Source organism: Escherichia sp. S10b (assembly GCF_028421345.1).
Taxonomy (GTDB): domain Bacteria; phylum Pseudomonadota; class Gammaproteobacteria; order Enterobacterales; family Enterobacteriaceae; genus ECMA0423.
Map to the genome: position 1 here is coordinate 66,817 of NZ_JAHZSO010000073.1, position 15,666 is coordinate 82,482.

The following is a 15,666-nucleotide window of genomic DNA, read 5'->3' on the forward strand; positions in this document are numbered from 1 at the left end:
GTAGGCCGGATAAGGCGTTTACGCCGCATCCGGCAAATAGTTAATTGCTCTTACTTCTTCGCCTCTGCAACCACTTTACTACCCACGCCGCGGTTATTGTATTCCCACATGCGGTTGTAGTTAGTGTCATTCAGATTGCGCTGTATTTCGTCGTTATCATCTACGCTGCCGGTATTACCCGCAAACGGACGATTAGAGATCACCGCATCGGCCCACGGTTTAGCCGTGTTAAAACCTTCGTTGATGGCGCTATCACGGATCACCACCTGACCGTTGGTATTGGCATCAACATCCAGCGAGCGGCCCAGTTGCGCCACACCATCACCGAAAGCATTGAAACGGCTGTTTACGGCGAGGAAACCGTAGTAAATGTTGGACAGCGTAGCCGGTGCAAACACATACGCTTCTTGCTGAGTACGTGAGTTCACCACGCGGAATTCGGTGTTATCGAACACCACTGCGCCGCGACCAGAAACGATATCCACATCCCCTTCAATGTAGCTGTTGGTCACCAGCGTACGCGGCTGACGATTCGTTTCCAGACGGTTCTGCACACCGCTGTTGGTGACAAAGAAGGTGTTCTGACGACCGAGAATGTTAACGTTGTTAATCTGTACCTGGTCACCATCAGTACGCAGTGCCACCGCCGGATGGTTACCTGCATCTACGCTATCGCCCAGCGTGTTTTCGATGGTCAGATTTTGCAGTTGCAGGCCATTGTTTTGTGACCAGAAGACCGCAGAGCAGAGAACACCGATACTGTCGCTGCGTTTGCTCTGGCAGCTATCGTACATATACCACGCTGGTTTACCTGGCATATATTTGCCGCGCGGGTTGACGTCGTGACGCCAGTCGGCAGGGCTCATGCCACCATCAAGGGAAAGCCCAATCTTCACATCAATCGGTTTTTCACCTGTACCGTACAGAGTAATTCCACCCGGAGCGGCAGGGACATATACCGTTCCCTGATACTCACCAGGCATCACGGCAATATACTGGCGCTTGTTGGTACGCTTGATAATTGCCGCATCTACCGCCGCCTGAATCGTGGTATGCGTTACACCTTGAGTGCCCGCCGGGCCGACAACAAAGTCAGGTTGCGCAGGCAGGGTAATCGGGGAAGGATTCCACGCTGCTGCACCTGGTGTCAGGGATGCAAAATAGTGTTGAGCATCGAAATTCTGCGCTTCTTTTGCCGACAGAATCGGGCGAGAAGAGGTACCAGGCGCGGTTTGATCAGAAGGACGTTGATCGGGCGGGGTTGAGCTACAGGCGGTCAGCGTCACGCCAAAAGCCAATGCCAGCGCCAGACGGGAAACTGAAAATGTGTTCACAGGTTGCTCCGGGCTATGAAATAGAAAAATGAATCCGTTGAAGCCTGCTTTTTTATACTAACTTGAGCGAAACGGGAAGGTAAAAAGACAAAAAGTTGTTTTTAATACCTTTAAGTGATACCAGATGGCATTGCGCCATCTGGCAGAGTGATTAACTAAACATCGCAGTAATCGAGGCGCTTGCCAGAGAGTGGAAATGAACGTTAAACCCGACCATCGCGCCGCTGGCACCTTCATCGACATCAATACGTTCTATATCCAGCGCGTGAACGGTAAAAATGTAGCGATGAGTTTCGCCTTTCGGCGGTGCTGCGCCATCGTACCCGGTTTTACCAAAGTCGGTACGCGTCTGCAAAACGCCGTCTGGCATTGCTACCAGACCAGAGCCAAACCCTTGCGGTAATACGCGGGTATCAGCGGGTAAGTTAACAACTACCCAGTGCCACCAGCCGGAGCCGGTTGGCGCATCCGGGTCGTAGCAGGTGACAACAAAACTTTTCGTTCCCGCAGGAACATCATCCCACGCCAGATGCGGTGAAATATTATCGCCATCGTAACCCATGCCGTTAAAGACATGACGATGCGGCAATTTATCGCCATCGCGCAGATCGTTACTGATGAGTTTCATGAACCCTCCTTTCTTGTTTGCAGAAAGTGTAGCCAGAAACCCTCACGCGGACTTCTCGTTATTGGCAAAAAAATGTTTCATCCTGTACCGCGCGGTTAACCGCTGCGGTCAGACGCTGCAACTGTTGCGGGAGAATAATATAGGGCGGCATCAGGTAAATCAGTTTGCCAAAAGGCCGGATCCAGACACCCTGTTCGACAAAGAATTTTTGCAGCGCCGCCATATTCACCGGATGAGTGGTTTCGACTACGCCGATTGCCCCCAGCACGCGCACATCGGCAACCATTTCGGCATCACGGGCGGGGGCAAGTTGCTCGCGCAGCTGTACTTCAATAGCCGCCACCTGTTGCTGCCAGTCGCCAGATTCGAGAATCGCCAGGCTGGCGTTTGCTGCCGCGCAGGCCAGCGGATTGCCCATAAAAGTTGGCCCATGCATAAAGCAACCGGCTTCGCCGTTACTGATGGTTTCCGCAACCTCGCGCGTGGTGAGCGTGGCGGAAAGGGTCATTGTGCCGCCGGTTAAGGCTTTACCGAGGCACAAAATGTCCGGCGCGATTTCTGCATGTTCACAGGCAAACAGTTTGCCGGTACGACCAAATCCGGTGGCGATCTCGTCGGCAATCAGCAAGATACCTTCGCGATCGCACATTTTGCGGATTCGTTTTAACCATTCCGGATGGTACATGCGCATCCCGCCTGCGCCCTGGACAATCGGTTCAATGATCACCGCCGCGATTTCATGACGATGCGCCGCCATCAGGCGGGCAAAGCCAACCATATCACGTTCATCCCATTCACCATCCATGCGGCTTTGCGGGGCGGGAGCAAACAAGTTTTCTGGCAGATAGCCTTTCCACAGGCTGTGCATTGAGTTGTCCGGATCGCACACCGACATCGCGCCAAAGGTATCGCCATGATAACCATTGCGGAAGGTCAGAAAACGCTGGCGCGCTTCGCCTTTGGCCTGCCAGTACTGCAACGCCATTTTCATCGCCACTTCCACCGCTACGGAGCCGGAGTCCGCGAGAAAAACGCATTCCAGCGGTTGCGGCGTCATTGCCACCAGTTTGCAGCATAGCTCGATGGCGGGCGCATGGGTGATACCGCCAAACATCACATGCGACATAGCATCAATTTGCGACTTCATCGCCGCATTAAGCTGCGGGTGATTATAGCCGTGGATCGCCGCCCACCAGGACGACATACCGTCAACCAGGCGTCTGCCGTCAGACAAAATTAGCTCGCAACCTTCGGCGCTCGCGACCGGATAAACCGGCAGAGGGGAGGTCATGGATGTGTATGGGTGCCAGATATGGCGTTGGTCAAAGGCAAGATCGTCCGTTGTCATAATCGACTTGTAAACCAAATTGAAAAGATTTAGGTTTACAAGTCTACACCGAATTAACAACAAAAAACACGTTTTGGAGAAGCCCCATGGCTCACCGCCCACGCTGGACATTGTCGCAAGTCACAGAATTATTTGAAAAACCGTTGCTGGATCTGCTGTTTGAAGCGCAGCAGGTGCATCGACAGCATTTCGATCCTCGTCAGGTGCAGGTCAGCACTTTGCTGTCGATTAAGACCGGAGCTTGTCCGGAAGATTGCAAATACTGCCCGCAAAGCTCGCGCTACAAAACCGGGCTGGAAGCCGAGCGGTTGATGGAAGTTGAACAGGTGCTGGAGTCGGCGCGCAAAGCGAAAGCTGCGGGATCGACGCGTTTCTGTATGGGCGCGGCGTGGAAGAATCCCCACGAACGCGATATGCCGTACCTGGAACAAATGGTGCAGGGGGTAAAAGCGATGGGGCTGGAGGCGTGTATGACGCTGGGCACGTTGAGTGAATCTCAGGCGCAGCGCCTCGCGAACGCCGGGCTGGATTACTACAACCACAACCTGGACACCTCGCCGGAGTTTTACGGCAATATCATCACCACCCGCACTTATCAGGAACGCCTCGATACGCTGGAAAAAGTGCGCGATGCCGGGATCAAAGTCTGTTCTGGCGGCATTGTGGGCTTAGGCGAAACGGTAAAAGATCGCGCCGGATTATTGCTGCAACTGGCAAACCTGCCGACGCCGCCGGAAAGCGTACCAATCAACATGCTGGTGAAGGTGAAAGGCACGCCGCTGGCGGATAACGATGATGTCGATGCCTTTGATTTTATTCGCACCATTGCGGTCGCGCGGATCATGATGCCGACCTCTTACGTGCGCCTTTCTGCCGGACGCGAGCAGATGAACGAACAGACTCAGGCGATGTGCTTTATGGCAGGCGCAAACTCGATTTTCTACGGTTGCAAACTGCTAACCACGCCGAATCCGGAAGAAGATAAAGACCTGCAACTGTTTCGCAAACTGGGGCTAAATCCGCAGCAAACTGCCGTGCTGGCAGGGGATAACGAACAACAGCAGCGTCTGGAGCAGGCACTGATGACCCCGGACACTGACGAATATTACAACGCGGCAGCACTATGAGCTGGCAGGAGAAAATCAACGCGGCGCTCGATGCGCGGCGTGCTGCCGATGCCCTGCGTCGCCGTTATCCAGTGGCGCAAGGAGCCGGACGCTGGCTGGTGGCGGATGATCGCCAGTATCTGAACTTTTCCAGTAACGATTATTTAGGTTTAAGCCATCATCCGCAAATTATCCGTGCCTGGCAGCAGGGTGCGGAGCAATTTGGCGTCGGTAGCGGCGGTTCCGGTCACGTCAGCGGTTATAGCGTTGCGCATCAGGCGCTGGAAGAAGAACTGGCCGAGTGGCTGGGCTATTCGCGGGCACTGCTATTTATCTCTGGTTTTGCCGCTAATCAGGCGGTCATTGCCGCGATGATGGCAAAAGAGGACCGCATTGTCGCTGACCGGCTTAGCCATGCCTCATTGCTGGAAGCTGCCAGTTTAAGCCCGTCGCAGCTTCGCCGTTTTGCTCATAACGATGTCACTCATTTGGCGCGATTGCTTGCTTCCCCCTGTCCGGGGCAGCAACTGGTGGTGACAGAAGGCGTGTTCAGCATGGACGGCGATAGTGCACCACTGGCGGAAATCCAGCAGGTAACGCAACAGCACAATGGCTGGTTGATGGTCGATGATGCCCACGGCACGGGCGTTATCGGGGAGCAGGGGCGCGGCAGCTGCTGGCTGCAAAAGGTAAAACCAGAATTGCTGGTAGTGACTTTTGGCAAAGGATTTGGCGTCAGTGGGGCTGCGGTGCTTTGCTCAAGTACGGTGGCGGATTATCTGCTGCAATTCGCCCGCCACCTTATCTACAGCACCAGTATGCCGCCCGCTCAGGCGCAGGCATTACGTGCGTCACTGGCGGTCATTCGCCGTGATGAGGGGGATGCACGGCGCGAAAAACTGGTGTCACTCATTGCGCGTTTTCGTGCCGGAGTACAGGATTTGCCGTTTACGCTGGCTGATTCATGCAGCGCCATCCAGCCATTGATCGTCGGTGATAACAGCCGTGCGTTACAACTGGCAGAAAAACTGCGCCAGCAAGGCTGCTGGGTCACGGCGATTCGCCCGCCAACCGTACCCGCTGGTACTGCGCGACTGCGCTTAACGCTAACCGCAGCGCATGAAATGCAGGATATCGACCGTCTGCTGGAGGTGCTGCATGGCAACGGTTAATAAACAAGCCATTGCAGCGGCATTTGGTCGGGCAGCCGCACTCTATGAGCAACACGCAGATCTACAGCGCCAGAGTGCTGACGTCTTACTGGCAATGCTCCCACAGCGTAAATACACCCACGTACTGGACGCGGGTTGTGGACCTGGCTGGATGAGCCGCCACTGGCGGGAACGTCACGCGCAGGTGACGGCCTTAGATCTCTCGCCGCCAATGCTTGTTCAGGCACGCCAGAAGGATGCCGCAGACCATTATCTGGCGGGAGATATCGAATCCCTGCCGTTAGCGACTGCGACGTTCGATCTTGCATGGAGCAATCTCGCAGTGCAGTGGTGCGGTAATTTATCCACGGCACTCCGCGAGCTGTATCGGGTGGTGCGCCCCGGAGGCGTGGTGGCGTTTACCACGCTGGTGCAGGGATCGTTACCCGAACTGCATCAGGCGTGGCAGGCGGTGGACGAGCGTCCGCATGCTAATCGCTTTTTACCGCCAGATGAAATCGAACAGTCGCTGAACGGCGTGCATTATCAACATCATATTCAGCCCATCACACTATGGTTTGATGATGCGCTCAGTGCCATGCGTTCGCTGAAAGGCATCGGTGCTACGCATCTTCATGAAGGGCGCGACCCGCGAATATTAACGCGTTCGCAATTGCAGCGATTGCAACTGGCCTGGCCGCAACAACAGGGGCGATATCCTCTGACGTATCATCTTTTTTTGGGAGTGATTGCTCGTGAGTAAACGTTATTTTGTCACCGGAACGGATACCGAAGTGGGGAAAACCGTCGCCAGTTGTGCACTTTTACAAGCCGCGAAGGCAGTAGGTTATCGGACGGCAGGTTATAAACCGGTCGCCTCTGGCAGCGAAAAGACCCCGGAAGGCTTACGTAATAGTGACGCGCTGGCGTTACAGCACAACAGCAGCCTGCAGCTGGATTACGCAACGGTAAATCCTTACACCTTCGCAGAACCCACCTCGCCGCACATCATCAGCGCGCAAGAGGGCAGGCCGATAGAATCATTGGTAATGAGCGCCGGATTACGCGCGCTTGAACAACAGGCTGACTGGGTGTTAGTGGAAGGTGCTGGCGGCTGGTTTACGCCGCTTTCTGACACTTTCACTTTTGCAGATTGGGTAACACAGGAACAACTGCCGGTGATACTGGTAGTTGGTGTGAAACTCGGCTGTATTAATCACGCGATGTTGACTGCGCAGGCAATACAACACGCCGGACTGACTCTGGCGGGTTGGGTGGCGAACGATGTTACGCCTCCGGGAAAACGTCACGCTGAATATATGACCACGCTCACCCGCATGATTCCCGCGCCGCTGCTGGGAGAGATCCCCTGGCTTGCAGAAAATCCAGAAAATGCGGCAACCGGAAAGTACATAAACCTTGCCTTGTTGTAGCTATCCTGTATTTGGTTAAATTGCGAGCGAGATCGCGTCTTCGATTGACTGCAATTTAACCAATTAAATTCTAAAATAATCACGAAAAAAATTTTACTTCCGCCTCATGCGGCGAATGTGGGAATTGCCCAGGCGGCGGGGGATAGGGGCTGGAGACAGTTATCCACTATTCCTGTGGATAACCATGTGTATTAGAGTTAGAAAACACGAGGCAAGCGAGAGAATACGCGGCTTGCACGCGAATTGGCGTTAAAGACGGCTCAAAGAAATATCTTTTATTTTTTAACTGGTTAGATAAATGCAATGGCAGTCACTGAACAGGCATCTCTTGCCATAAAACTGTCATCACTCATCTTGACAAATGTTAAAAAAGCCGTTGCTTTGGGGATAACCCGGTAAGGCCGGAGTTTTATCTCGCCACAGAGTAAATTTTGCTCATGATTGACAGCGGAGTTTACGCTGTAACAGAAATATTATGGTGATGAACTGTTTTTTTATCCAGTATAATTTGTTGGCATAATTAAGTACGACGAGTAAAATTACATACCTGCCCGCCCAACTCCTTCAGGTAGCGACTCATGAGTAAACCGTTCAAACTGAATTCCGCTTTTAAACCTTCTGGCGATCAGCCAGAGGCGATTCGACGTCTCGAAGAGGGGCTGGAAGATGGCCTGGCGCACCAGACGTTACTTGGCGTGACTGGCTCCGGGAAAACATTCACCATTGCCAATGTCATTGCTGACCTTCAGCGCCCAACCATGGTACTTGCGCCCAACAAAACGCTGGCGGCCCAGCTGTATGGCGAAATGAAAGAGTTCTTCCCGGAAAACGCGGTGGAATATTTCGTTTCCTACTACGACTACTATCAGCCGGAAGCCTATGTACCGAGTTCCGACACTTTCATTGAGAAAGATGCCTCGGTTAACGAACATATTGAGCAGATGCGTTTGTCCGCCACCAAAGCGATGCTGGAGCGGCGTGATGTGGTTGTGGTGGCGTCTGTTTCCGCGATTTATGGTCTGGGCGATCCTGATTTATATCTCAAGATGATGCTCCATCTCACGGTCGGTATGATTATCGATCAGCGCGCGATTCTGCGCCGACTGGCGGAGCTGCAATACGCTCGTAATGATCAAGCATTCCAGCGTGGTACTTTCCGCGTTCGTGGCGAGGTGATAGATATCTTCCCGGCAGAATCGGATGACATTGCACTTCGCGTGGAACTGTTTGACGAGGAAGTGGAACGATTGTCGTTATTTGACCCGCTGACCGGGCAGATTGTTTCCACTATTCCACGTTTTACCATCTACCCGAAAACGCACTACGTCACACCGCGCGAGCGCATCGTACAGGCGATGGAGGAGATCAAAGAAGAGCTGGCCGCCAGACGCAAAGTGCTGTTGGAAAACAACAAACTGCTGGAAGAGCAGCGGCTGACCCAGCGTACCCAGTTTGATCTGGAGATGATGAACGAGCTGGGCTACTGTTCGGGGATTGAAAACTACTCGCGCTTCCTCTCCGGTCGTGGACCGGGTGAGCCACCGCCGACGCTGTTTGATTACCTCCCTGCTGATGGGCTGCTGGTGGTCGATGAATCTCACGTCACCATTCCACAAATTGGCGGCATGTATCGCGGTGACCGGGCGCGTAAAGAGACACTGGTGGAGTACGGCTTCCGCCTGCCATCAGCGCTGGATAACCGTCCGCTTAAGTTTGAAGAGTTCGAAGCATTAGCGCCGCAAACCATCTATGTTTCGGCGACGCCGGGTAATTACGAGCTGGAAAAATCCGGCGGCGATGTGGTGGATCAGGTGGTGCGTCCAACCGGATTGCTTGACCCGATTATCGAAGTGCGGCCGGTGGCGACACAGGTTGATGATCTTCTTTCGGAGATTCGTCAGCGAGCGGCAATTAACGAACGCGTACTGGTCACCACACTGACCAAGCGGATGGCGGAAGATCTTACCGAATATCTCGAAGAACATGGCGAGCGCGTGCGTTATCTTCACTCAGATATCGACACCGTCGAACGTATGGAGATTATCCGCGACTTGCGTCTGGGTGAGTTCGACGTATTGGTAGGGATCAACTTACTGCGTGAAGGTCTGGATATGCCGGAAGTTTCGCTGGTGGCGATCCTCGACGCTGACAAAGAAGGCTTCCTGCGTTCCGAACGTTCGTTGATCCAGACCATTGGTCGTGCGGCACGTAACGTTAACGGTAAAGCGATTCTCTACGGCGATAAGATCACCCCATCAATGGCGAAAGCGATTGGCGAAACCGAACGTCGCCGCGAGAAACAGCAGAAGTACAACGAGGAACACGGCATTACGCCGCAAGGCTTGAACAAGAAAGTGGTCGATATCCTGGCGTTGGGGCAGAACATTGCTAAAACCAAAGCGAAGGGCAGAGGAAAATCGCGACCGATTGTTGAGCCGGATAATGTGCCGATGGATATGTCGCCGAAAGCGTTGCAGCAGAAAATCCATGAGCTGGAAGGGTTGATGATGCAACACGCGCAGAATCTGGAGTTCGAAGAAGCGGCGCAAATTCGTGACCAGTTGCATCAGCTGCGTGAGCTGTTTATCGCGGCATCGTAACAGGATAGCGAAGAAGACTGATGACAAACGGAAAACAGCCTGATGCGCTACGCTTATCAGGCCTACATTTTCTCCGCAATATATTGAATTTGCGCGGTTTGTAGGCCGGATAAGGCGTTCACGCCGCATCCGGCATAAACAACGCGCACTTTGTCTTCAATAGGAAGCCGGAATTTTCCTTCGGATTTCCGTTAACCTAAAGCCTGTAACGCCTTTTCCAGCGCGTTATGTAACAACTGGCGGTCATGACGATACGGAATATCGCTGGCCTCCAGTACCTCCTGGATCACAATCCGCTCTTTCACCGCCGAGACATCCACTTTTGGCCCGACGATGACCGCATCAATGACCTTTTTACCAACATACTGCTCCATAATTGCCAGCTTGCTTTCCAGCTTCAAATTAGCCGCAGGTAAACTCAACTCACGCCCCAGATTGCCGATATAAACCATCGGCGCTGGCGTGCGGCGTAATGCCTGGGCGATTTCCTTCAGCAGCAGAATTGGCATCAGGCTGGTATAAAAACTGCCAGGCCCAATAATGATGAGATCCGCTTCATTGATAGCGTGAACCGCCTCACGCGTTGCGGGTACATTAGGCGTTAACAATAACTCTTGAATCGGCGTAGTTAACTGGTCGATATTGACCTCGCCGTAAACTTCATGCCCCTGATCGTCAATCGCCATCAGATCAACAGGATGCTCTGACATTGGAATCAAATGCGTATCCACTTTCAGCAGATTACGAATTAAATTGATGGCTTCCAGAGGCCGCACGCTAAGGTGATCCAGCGCCTTTAACATCAAGTTTCCGAGATTATGACCGGAAAGTTCGCCATTGCCACCAAAACGGTATTCAAACATCGCGGAGGCGACGCTCGGTTCCGTTATCAGCTGGTTGAGGCAGTTGCGCATATCGCCCCAGGCAATGCCGCCTTCTGAACGGCGAATACGCCCCGTCGAGCCACCATTATCGGTGGTGGTGACGATACCCGTTAAACGAGAACCCAAAGACGAAAGTGATGAGAGAACGCGTCCCAGTCCATGCCCTCCGCCGAGAGCAACGACACGATCAAGATCAGCCAGCGTACGATTGCGCATATAGTTTCCTGGAGTCAGATTATCCGCGCTACAGTAGCGCAAATTGCGGGGAAACAGCAATTAACCTGCCAATATTGAGGATACAAACTATTTTCTTCTACCTCTAAAGGACGATGCACGCTATGCCTCCCTGATGATGTATATCAAAGTAAAACCGCCATTTTCCCTTATTCTGTAGCGAAATAGCACGATCATGACGCTATATACATGATTACATAGCGAAAGTGTGGATGGTAAAAATCTCATTTACACGCTAGTATCGGCATAACCACTAAACACTCTAGCCTCTGCACCTGGGTCAACTGATACGGTGCTTTGGCCGTGACAATGCTCGTAAAGATTGCCACCAGGGCGAAGGAAGAAATGACTTCGCCTCCCGTATCTGGAAAGGTGTACATGGCTTCACAACTGACTGATGCATTTGCGCGTAAGTTTTACTACTTGCGCCTGTCGATTACCGATGTGTGTAACTTTCGTTGCACCTACTGCCTGCCGGATGGCTACAAACCGAGCGGCGTCACCAATAAAGGCTTTCTTACCGTCGATGAAATTCGCCGGGTTACGCGCGCCTTCGCCAGTCTGGGCACCGAAAAAGTGCGCCTGACAGGCGGTGAGCCGTCTTTACGCCGCGACTTTACCGATATCATCGCCGCTGTGCGGGAAAACGACGCTATCCGCCAGATTGCGGTCACCACCAATGGTTACCGTCTGGAACGCGATGTGGCGAACTGGCGCGATGCGGGACTTACTGGCATTAACGTCAGTGTCGACAGTCTGGACGCCCGCCAGTTTCACGCTATTACCGGGCAGGATAAATTCAACCAGGTCATGGCGGGGATTGATGCTGCATTTGAGGCCGGTTTTGAGAAGGTCAAAGTCAATACCGTGCTGATGCGTGATGTTAATCATCACCAGCTCGACACCTTTCTGAACTGGATCCAGCATCGCCCTATCCAGCTGCGTTTCATCGAACTGATGGAAACGGGCGAGGGCAGCGAGCTCTTCCGTAAGCATCACATCTCTGGTCAGGTTCTGCGTGACGAGCTACTGCGTCGCGGCTGGATCCACCAATTACGTCAACGCAGCGACGGTCCCGCGCAAGTCTTTTGCCATCCAGATTACGCCGGAGAGATTGGCCTTATCATGCCGTATGAAAAAGACTTCTGCGCCACTTGCAACCGCCTGCGCGTTTCCTCCATTGGTAAACTCCATCTCTGCCTGTTTGGTGAAGGCGGCGTTAACCTGCGCGATCTGCTGGAAGACGATACCCAGCAACAGGCGCTGGAAGCGCGTATTTCAGCGGCGCTGCGGGAGAAGAAACAGACCCATTTCCTGCATCAAAACAACACCGGTATTACGCAAAACTTATCGTACATTGGCGGCTAAAACGTCAAAAGGAGAGATCAGATGAGTCAGGTAAGCACTGAATTTATCCCGACCCGTATTGCTATTCTTACGGTTTCTAATCGTCGCGGTGAAGAAGACGATACCTCCGGTCACTATCTGCGCGATTCGGCGCAAGAAGCGGGCCATCACGTTGTCGATAAAGCCATTGTGAAAGAAAACCGCTACGCTATTCGCGCTCAGGTATCTGCGTGGATCGCCAGCGACGATGTACAAGTGGTATTGATTACGGGTGGTACTGGCCTGACGGAAGGTGATCAGGCTCCCGAAGCATTGCTGCCGTTGTTCGACCGTGAAATTGAAGGTTTTGGTGAAGTGTTCCGTATGTTGTCGTTTGAAGAGATTGGCACTTCCACGTTGCAATCTCGTGCGGTAGCGGGCGTCGCCAACAAAACGCTGATTTTCGCCATGCCGGGTTCGACCAAAGCGTGCCGTACCGCATGGGAAAATATCATCGCGCCGCAGCTGGATGCCCGTACGCGTCCGTGTAATTTCCATCCACATTTGAAGAAATAAGTATGTCGCAACTGACCCATATCAACGCCGCTGGCGAAGCGCACATGGTGGATGTCTCCGCCAAAGCGGAAACCGTGCGTGAAGCGCGGGCGGAAGCCTTTGTCACCATGCGCAGCGAGACGCTGGCGATGATTATTGATGGTCGCCACCACAAAGGCGACGTATTTGCCACTGCGCGTATTGCCGGTATTCAGGCGGCAAAACGCACCTGGGATCTGATCCCGCTCTGTCATCCGCTGATGCTCAGCAAAGTTGAAGTCAATTTACAGGCCGAGCCGGAGCACAATCGGGTGCGTATAGAAACCTTATGCCGCCTGACCGGGAAAACCGGTGTCGAAATGGAAGCATTAACCGCGGCCTCCGTGGCGGCGCTGACCATTTATGACATGTGCAAAGCGGTGCAAAAAGATATGGTGATTGGTCCGGTACGTTTGCTGGCGAAGAGCGGCGGCAAGTCGGGTGACTTTAAGGTGGAAGCGGATGATTAAAGTTCTTTTTTTCGCCCAGGTGCGCGAGTTGGTGGGAACAGATGCAACCGAAGTGGCTGCGGATTTCCCAACTGTTGAAGCGTTACGCCAGCACATGGCTGCGCAGAGCGATCGCTGGGCGCTGGCGCTGGAAGATGGCAAATTACTGGCTGCCGTCAACCAGACGCTGGTGAGTTTTGACCATCCGCTGACTGACGGCGACGAAGTAGCTTTCTTCCCGCCGGTAACCGGAGGTTAAGATGGCAGAAACCAAAATTGTTGTTGGTCCGCAGCCGTTCAGCGTAGGAGAAGAGTACCCGTGGCTGGCGGAGCGTGACGAAGACGGTGCGGTAGTCACCTTTACTGGTAAGGTGCGCAACCATAACCTGGGCGACAGCGTCAAAGCATTAACCCTCGAACACTATCCGGGGATGACTGAAAAAGCACTGGCAGAAATTGTTGATGAAGCGCGTAACCGCTGGCCGCTGGGGCGCGTCACTGTGATTCACCGCATCGGGGAATTATGGCCGGGCGATGAAATCGTTTTTGTCGGTGTCACCAGTGCGCATCGCAGCAGTGCGTTTGAAGCCGGGCAGTTTATTATGGATTATCTCAAAACCCGCGCACCGTTCTGGAAGCGCGAAGCCACGCCGGAAGGCGACCGCTGGGTTGAAGCCCGGGAGAGCGATCAGCAGGCGGCAAAACGCTGGTAGTTTTTTGTTAGCCGGATAAGGCACCGCTGCGTCCGGCAATTTCACCGCTCAGTACATACGTTTACGCTGCGTCGATGCACAGCCTCATCATTTTGCAGTATCCTTAAGATATTCCTTATATCTTCAGGAGATCGTCATGGACAGATTCCCACGTTCTGATTCAATCGTACAACCCCGGGCTGGCTTGCAAACTTATATGGCGCAAGTCTATGGCTGGATGACCGTTGGCTTGTTGCTGACCGCATTTGTTGCCTGGTATGCGGCTAATTCCGCGGCCGTGATGGAGCTGTTGTTCACTAACCGTGTCTTTTTAATCGGTCTGATCATCGCGCAATTAGCATTGGTTATTGTGTTATCAGCGATGATTCAAAAGCTGAGCGCAGGTGTAACGACGATGCTCTTTATGCTTTATTCGGCGCTGACGGGTCTTACGCTTTCCAGTATATTCATTGTCTATACCGCTGCTTCTATCGCCAGTACTTTCGTCGTTACTGCCGGGATGTTCGGCGCAATGAGCCTGTACGGTTACACCACGAAGCGCGATTTAAGTGGCTTTGGCAATATGCTGTTTATGGCGTTAATCGGCATTGTGCTGGCATCGCTGGTCAACTTCTGGTTGAAAAGCGAAGCATTGATGTGGGCAGTTACCTACATCGGCGTGATTGTCTTTGTCGGATTGACGGCGTATGACACGCAGAAACTGAAAAATATGGGTGAGCAGATTGATACCCGCGACACGTCGAACCTGCGCAAATATTCCATTCTTGGCGCGTTAACCTTGTATCTGGACTTCATCAACCTGTTCCTGATGTTGCTGCGAATTTTTGGCAACCGCCGTTAATTCTTTTTCACCATCAATATCCCGGCCATGTGTCGGGATTTTTTTTCTTACTAAAAACGACACTTAACAAGTACCAGGTATAAAATACGCCTTATGGCGAGCGGAAGCGTTTTCCGTATCCATAAATACAAAAGTATTTTGTATGCGTGGTTTTAAATTTATTGATGGTGAATATTAATATTTTTTCTAAGGACAACTAAAAGAATGGAATCATACTCACAAAACAGCAATAAATTAGATTTTCAGCACGAGACCAGGATATTAAACGGTATATGGCTCATTACCGCTTTAGGTTTGGTGGCAACCGCAGGACTGGCCTGGGGAGCTAAGTATCTCGAAATTACGGCAACCAAATATGATTCACCAACAATGTATGTCGCCATAGGGTTATTATTAGTTTGTATGTATGGCTTAAGTAAGGATATCAACAAGATAAATGCCGTCATCGCAGGCGTAATATATCTGTTTTTACTCTCTTTGGTGGCGATTGTCGTTGCAAGTTTAGCTCCTGTACCTGCCATTATCGTCGTGTTCAGCACTGCGGGCGCGATGTTTTTAATCAGTATGCTGGCCGGTTTATTATTTAATGTTGATCCTGGTTCTCACCGTTTTATCATTATGATGACGTTGACAGGGTTGGCCCTGGTGATCATCATGAATGCCGCATTAATGAGTGAACGACCCGTTTGGGTAATAAGTTGCTTAATGATTGTGTTATGGTCAGGCATTATCTCGCATGGACGAAATAAGCTCCTTGAATTGGCGGGGAAATGCCATAGTGAAGAGTTGTGGAGTCCGGTTCGTTGCGCTGTTACAGGTGCATTAACACTCTATTACTATTTTATCGGCTTCTTTGGGATACTTGCCGCGATAGCTATAACGCTTGTCTGGCAAAGGCATACGCGTTTTTTTCATTAGTCGTAAATGCAGATACTAAAGAACGGTGATGCTGCCAACTTACTGATTTAGTGTATGATGGTGTTTTTGAGGTGCTCCAGTGGCTTCTGTTTCTATCAGCTGTCCCT

16 protein-coding genes and 1 riboswitch are annotated in these 15,666 nt (G+C 52.3%); of the genes, 12 read left to right on the plus strand and 4 right to left on the minus strand.

Annotation, left to right across the window (positions count from 1 at the left end):
• Positions 1 to 50: 50 nt before the first annotated feature.
• The 3 genes from FTE26_RS06555 to bioA all read right to left on the minus strand — a co-directional run bounded on the left by FTE26_RS06555 (position 51) and on the right by bioA (position 3,310).
• On the minus strand, positions 51 to 1,334 hold the full coding sequence (locus FTE26_RS06555; protein WP_001091569.1) for a putative acyl-CoA thioester hydrolase: 1,284 nt from the start codon (positions 1,332 to 1,334) through the stop codon (positions 51 to 53).
• Between the two features lie 151 nt (positions 1,335 to 1,485).
• On the minus strand, positions 1,486 to 1,962 hold the full coding sequence (locus FTE26_RS06560; protein ID WP_000767389.1) for a kinase inhibitor: 477 nt from the start codon (positions 1,960 to 1,962) through the stop codon (positions 1,486 to 1,488).
• Positions 1,963 to 2,020: 58 nt separating this feature from the next.
• Positions 2,021 to 3,310: an adenosylmethionine--8-amino-7-oxononanoate transaminase gene (gene bioA / locus FTE26_RS06565; protein WP_001716325.1), complete on the minus strand. Its 1,290-nt coding sequence runs from the start codon at positions 3,308 to 3,310 to the stop codon at positions 2,021 to 2,023.
• Positions 3,311 to 3,396: 86 nt separating this feature from the next.
• On the opposite strand from bioA, the gene bioB reads away from it, so the two are divergent.
• The 5 genes from bioB to uvrB all read left to right on the plus strand — a co-directional run bounded on the left by bioB (position 3,397) and on the right by uvrB (position 9,600).
• Positions 3,397 to 4,437, plus strand: coding sequence for a biotin synthase BioB (bioB, locus tag FTE26_RS06570; protein WP_000951213.1), 1,041 nt, complete (start codon positions 3,397 to 3,399; stop codon positions 4,435 to 4,437).
• Complete coding sequence (bioF, locus tag FTE26_RS06575) at positions 4,434 to 5,588, plus strand: 8-amino-7-oxononanoate synthase (RefSeq protein ID WP_000118833.1); 1,155 nt, start codon at positions 4,434 to 4,436, stop codon at positions 5,586 to 5,588. Before bioB ends, bioF begins: the two co-directional genes overlap by 4 nt.
• Positions 5,575 to 6,330 carry a malonyl-ACP O-methyltransferase BioC gene (gene bioC, locus FTE26_RS06580; RefSeq protein WP_000246805.1) on the plus strand — a complete coding sequence of 252 codons (756 nt, stop codon included), beginning with the start codon at positions 5,575 to 5,577 and terminating at the stop codon, positions 6,328 to 6,330. The genes bioF and bioC overlap by 14 nt, the downstream gene beginning before the upstream one ends.
• Positions 6,323 to 7,000: a dethiobiotin synthase gene (bioD, locus tag FTE26_RS06585; protein ID WP_000044868.1), complete on the plus strand. Its 678-nt coding sequence runs from the start codon at positions 6,323 to 6,325 to the stop codon at positions 6,998 to 7,000. The genes bioC and bioD overlap by 8 nt, the downstream gene beginning before the upstream one ends.
• A 578-nt stretch (positions 7,001 to 7,578) precedes the next feature.
• Entirely contained in the window at positions 7,579 to 9,600 is a 2,022-nt protein-coding gene (gene uvrB, locus FTE26_RS06590) for an excinuclease ABC subunit UvrB (protein ID WP_000042533.1), read from the plus strand.
• 191 nt (positions 9,601 to 9,791) lie between these two features.
• On the opposite strand, the gene yvcK is transcribed toward uvrB, so the two are convergent.
• Positions 9,792 to 10,700 carry a uridine diphosphate-N-acetylglucosamine-binding protein YvcK gene (gene yvcK / locus FTE26_RS06595; RefSeq protein WP_001295302.1) on the minus strand — a complete coding sequence of 303 codons (909 nt, stop codon included), beginning with the start codon at positions 10,698 to 10,700 and terminating at the stop codon, positions 9,792 to 9,794.
• 264 nt (positions 10,701 to 10,964) lie between these two features.
• A riboswitch (molybdenum cofactor riboswitch) is annotated at positions 10,965 to 11,109 on the plus strand.
• Here yvcK and moaA point away from each other — a divergent pair.
• The 7 genes from moaA to FTE26_RS06630 all read left to right on the plus strand — a co-directional run bounded on the left by moaA (position 11,097) and on the right by FTE26_RS06630 (position 15,559).
• Positions 11,097 to 12,086: a GTP 3',8-cyclase MoaA gene (gene moaA / locus FTE26_RS06600; protein ID WP_001295301.1), complete on the plus strand. Its 990-nt coding sequence runs from the start codon at positions 11,097 to 11,099 to the stop codon at positions 12,084 to 12,086. (Overlaps the previous riboswitch by 13 nt.)
• A gap of 21 nt (positions 12,087 to 12,107) precedes the next feature.
• On the plus strand, positions 12,108 to 12,620 hold the full coding sequence (moaB, locus tag FTE26_RS06605) for a molybdenum cofactor biosynthesis protein B (protein ID WP_000084632.1): 513 nt from the start codon (positions 12,108 to 12,110) through the stop codon (positions 12,618 to 12,620).
• A gap of 2 nt (positions 12,621 to 12,622) precedes the next feature.
• A complete protein-coding gene (gene moaC, locus FTE26_RS06610; RefSeq protein WP_000080885.1) occupies positions 12,623 to 13,108 on the plus strand; it encodes a cyclic pyranopterin monophosphate synthase MoaC in 486 nt (161 codons plus the stop codon).
• Positions 13,101 to 13,346 carry a molybdopterin synthase sulfur carrier subunit gene (gene moaD / locus FTE26_RS06615; RefSeq protein ID WP_000598619.1) on the plus strand — a complete coding sequence of 82 codons (246 nt, stop codon included), beginning with the start codon at positions 13,101 to 13,103 and terminating at the stop codon, positions 13,344 to 13,346. Before moaC ends, moaD begins: the two co-directional genes overlap by 8 nt.
• Position 13,347: 1 nt before the next feature.
• Positions 13,348 to 13,800 carry a molybdopterin synthase catalytic subunit MoaE gene (gene moaE / locus FTE26_RS06620; protein ID WP_000852287.1) on the plus strand — a complete coding sequence of 151 codons (453 nt, stop codon included), beginning with the start codon at positions 13,348 to 13,350 and terminating at the stop codon, positions 13,798 to 13,800.
• Positions 13,801 to 13,936: 136 nt separating this feature from the next.
• Positions 13,937 to 14,641 carry a Bax inhibitor-1/YccA family protein gene (locus FTE26_RS06625; RefSeq protein WP_000373624.1) on the plus strand — a complete coding sequence of 235 codons (705 nt, stop codon included), beginning with the start codon at positions 13,937 to 13,939 and terminating at the stop codon, positions 14,639 to 14,641.
• 204 nt (positions 14,642 to 14,845) lie between these two features.
• A complete protein-coding gene (locus FTE26_RS06630) occupies positions 14,846 to 15,559 on the plus strand; it encodes a Bax inhibitor-1/YccA family protein (RefSeq protein WP_000446932.1) in 714 nt (237 codons plus the stop codon).
• The last annotated feature ends 107 nt before the right edge of the window (positions 15,560 to 15,666 follow it).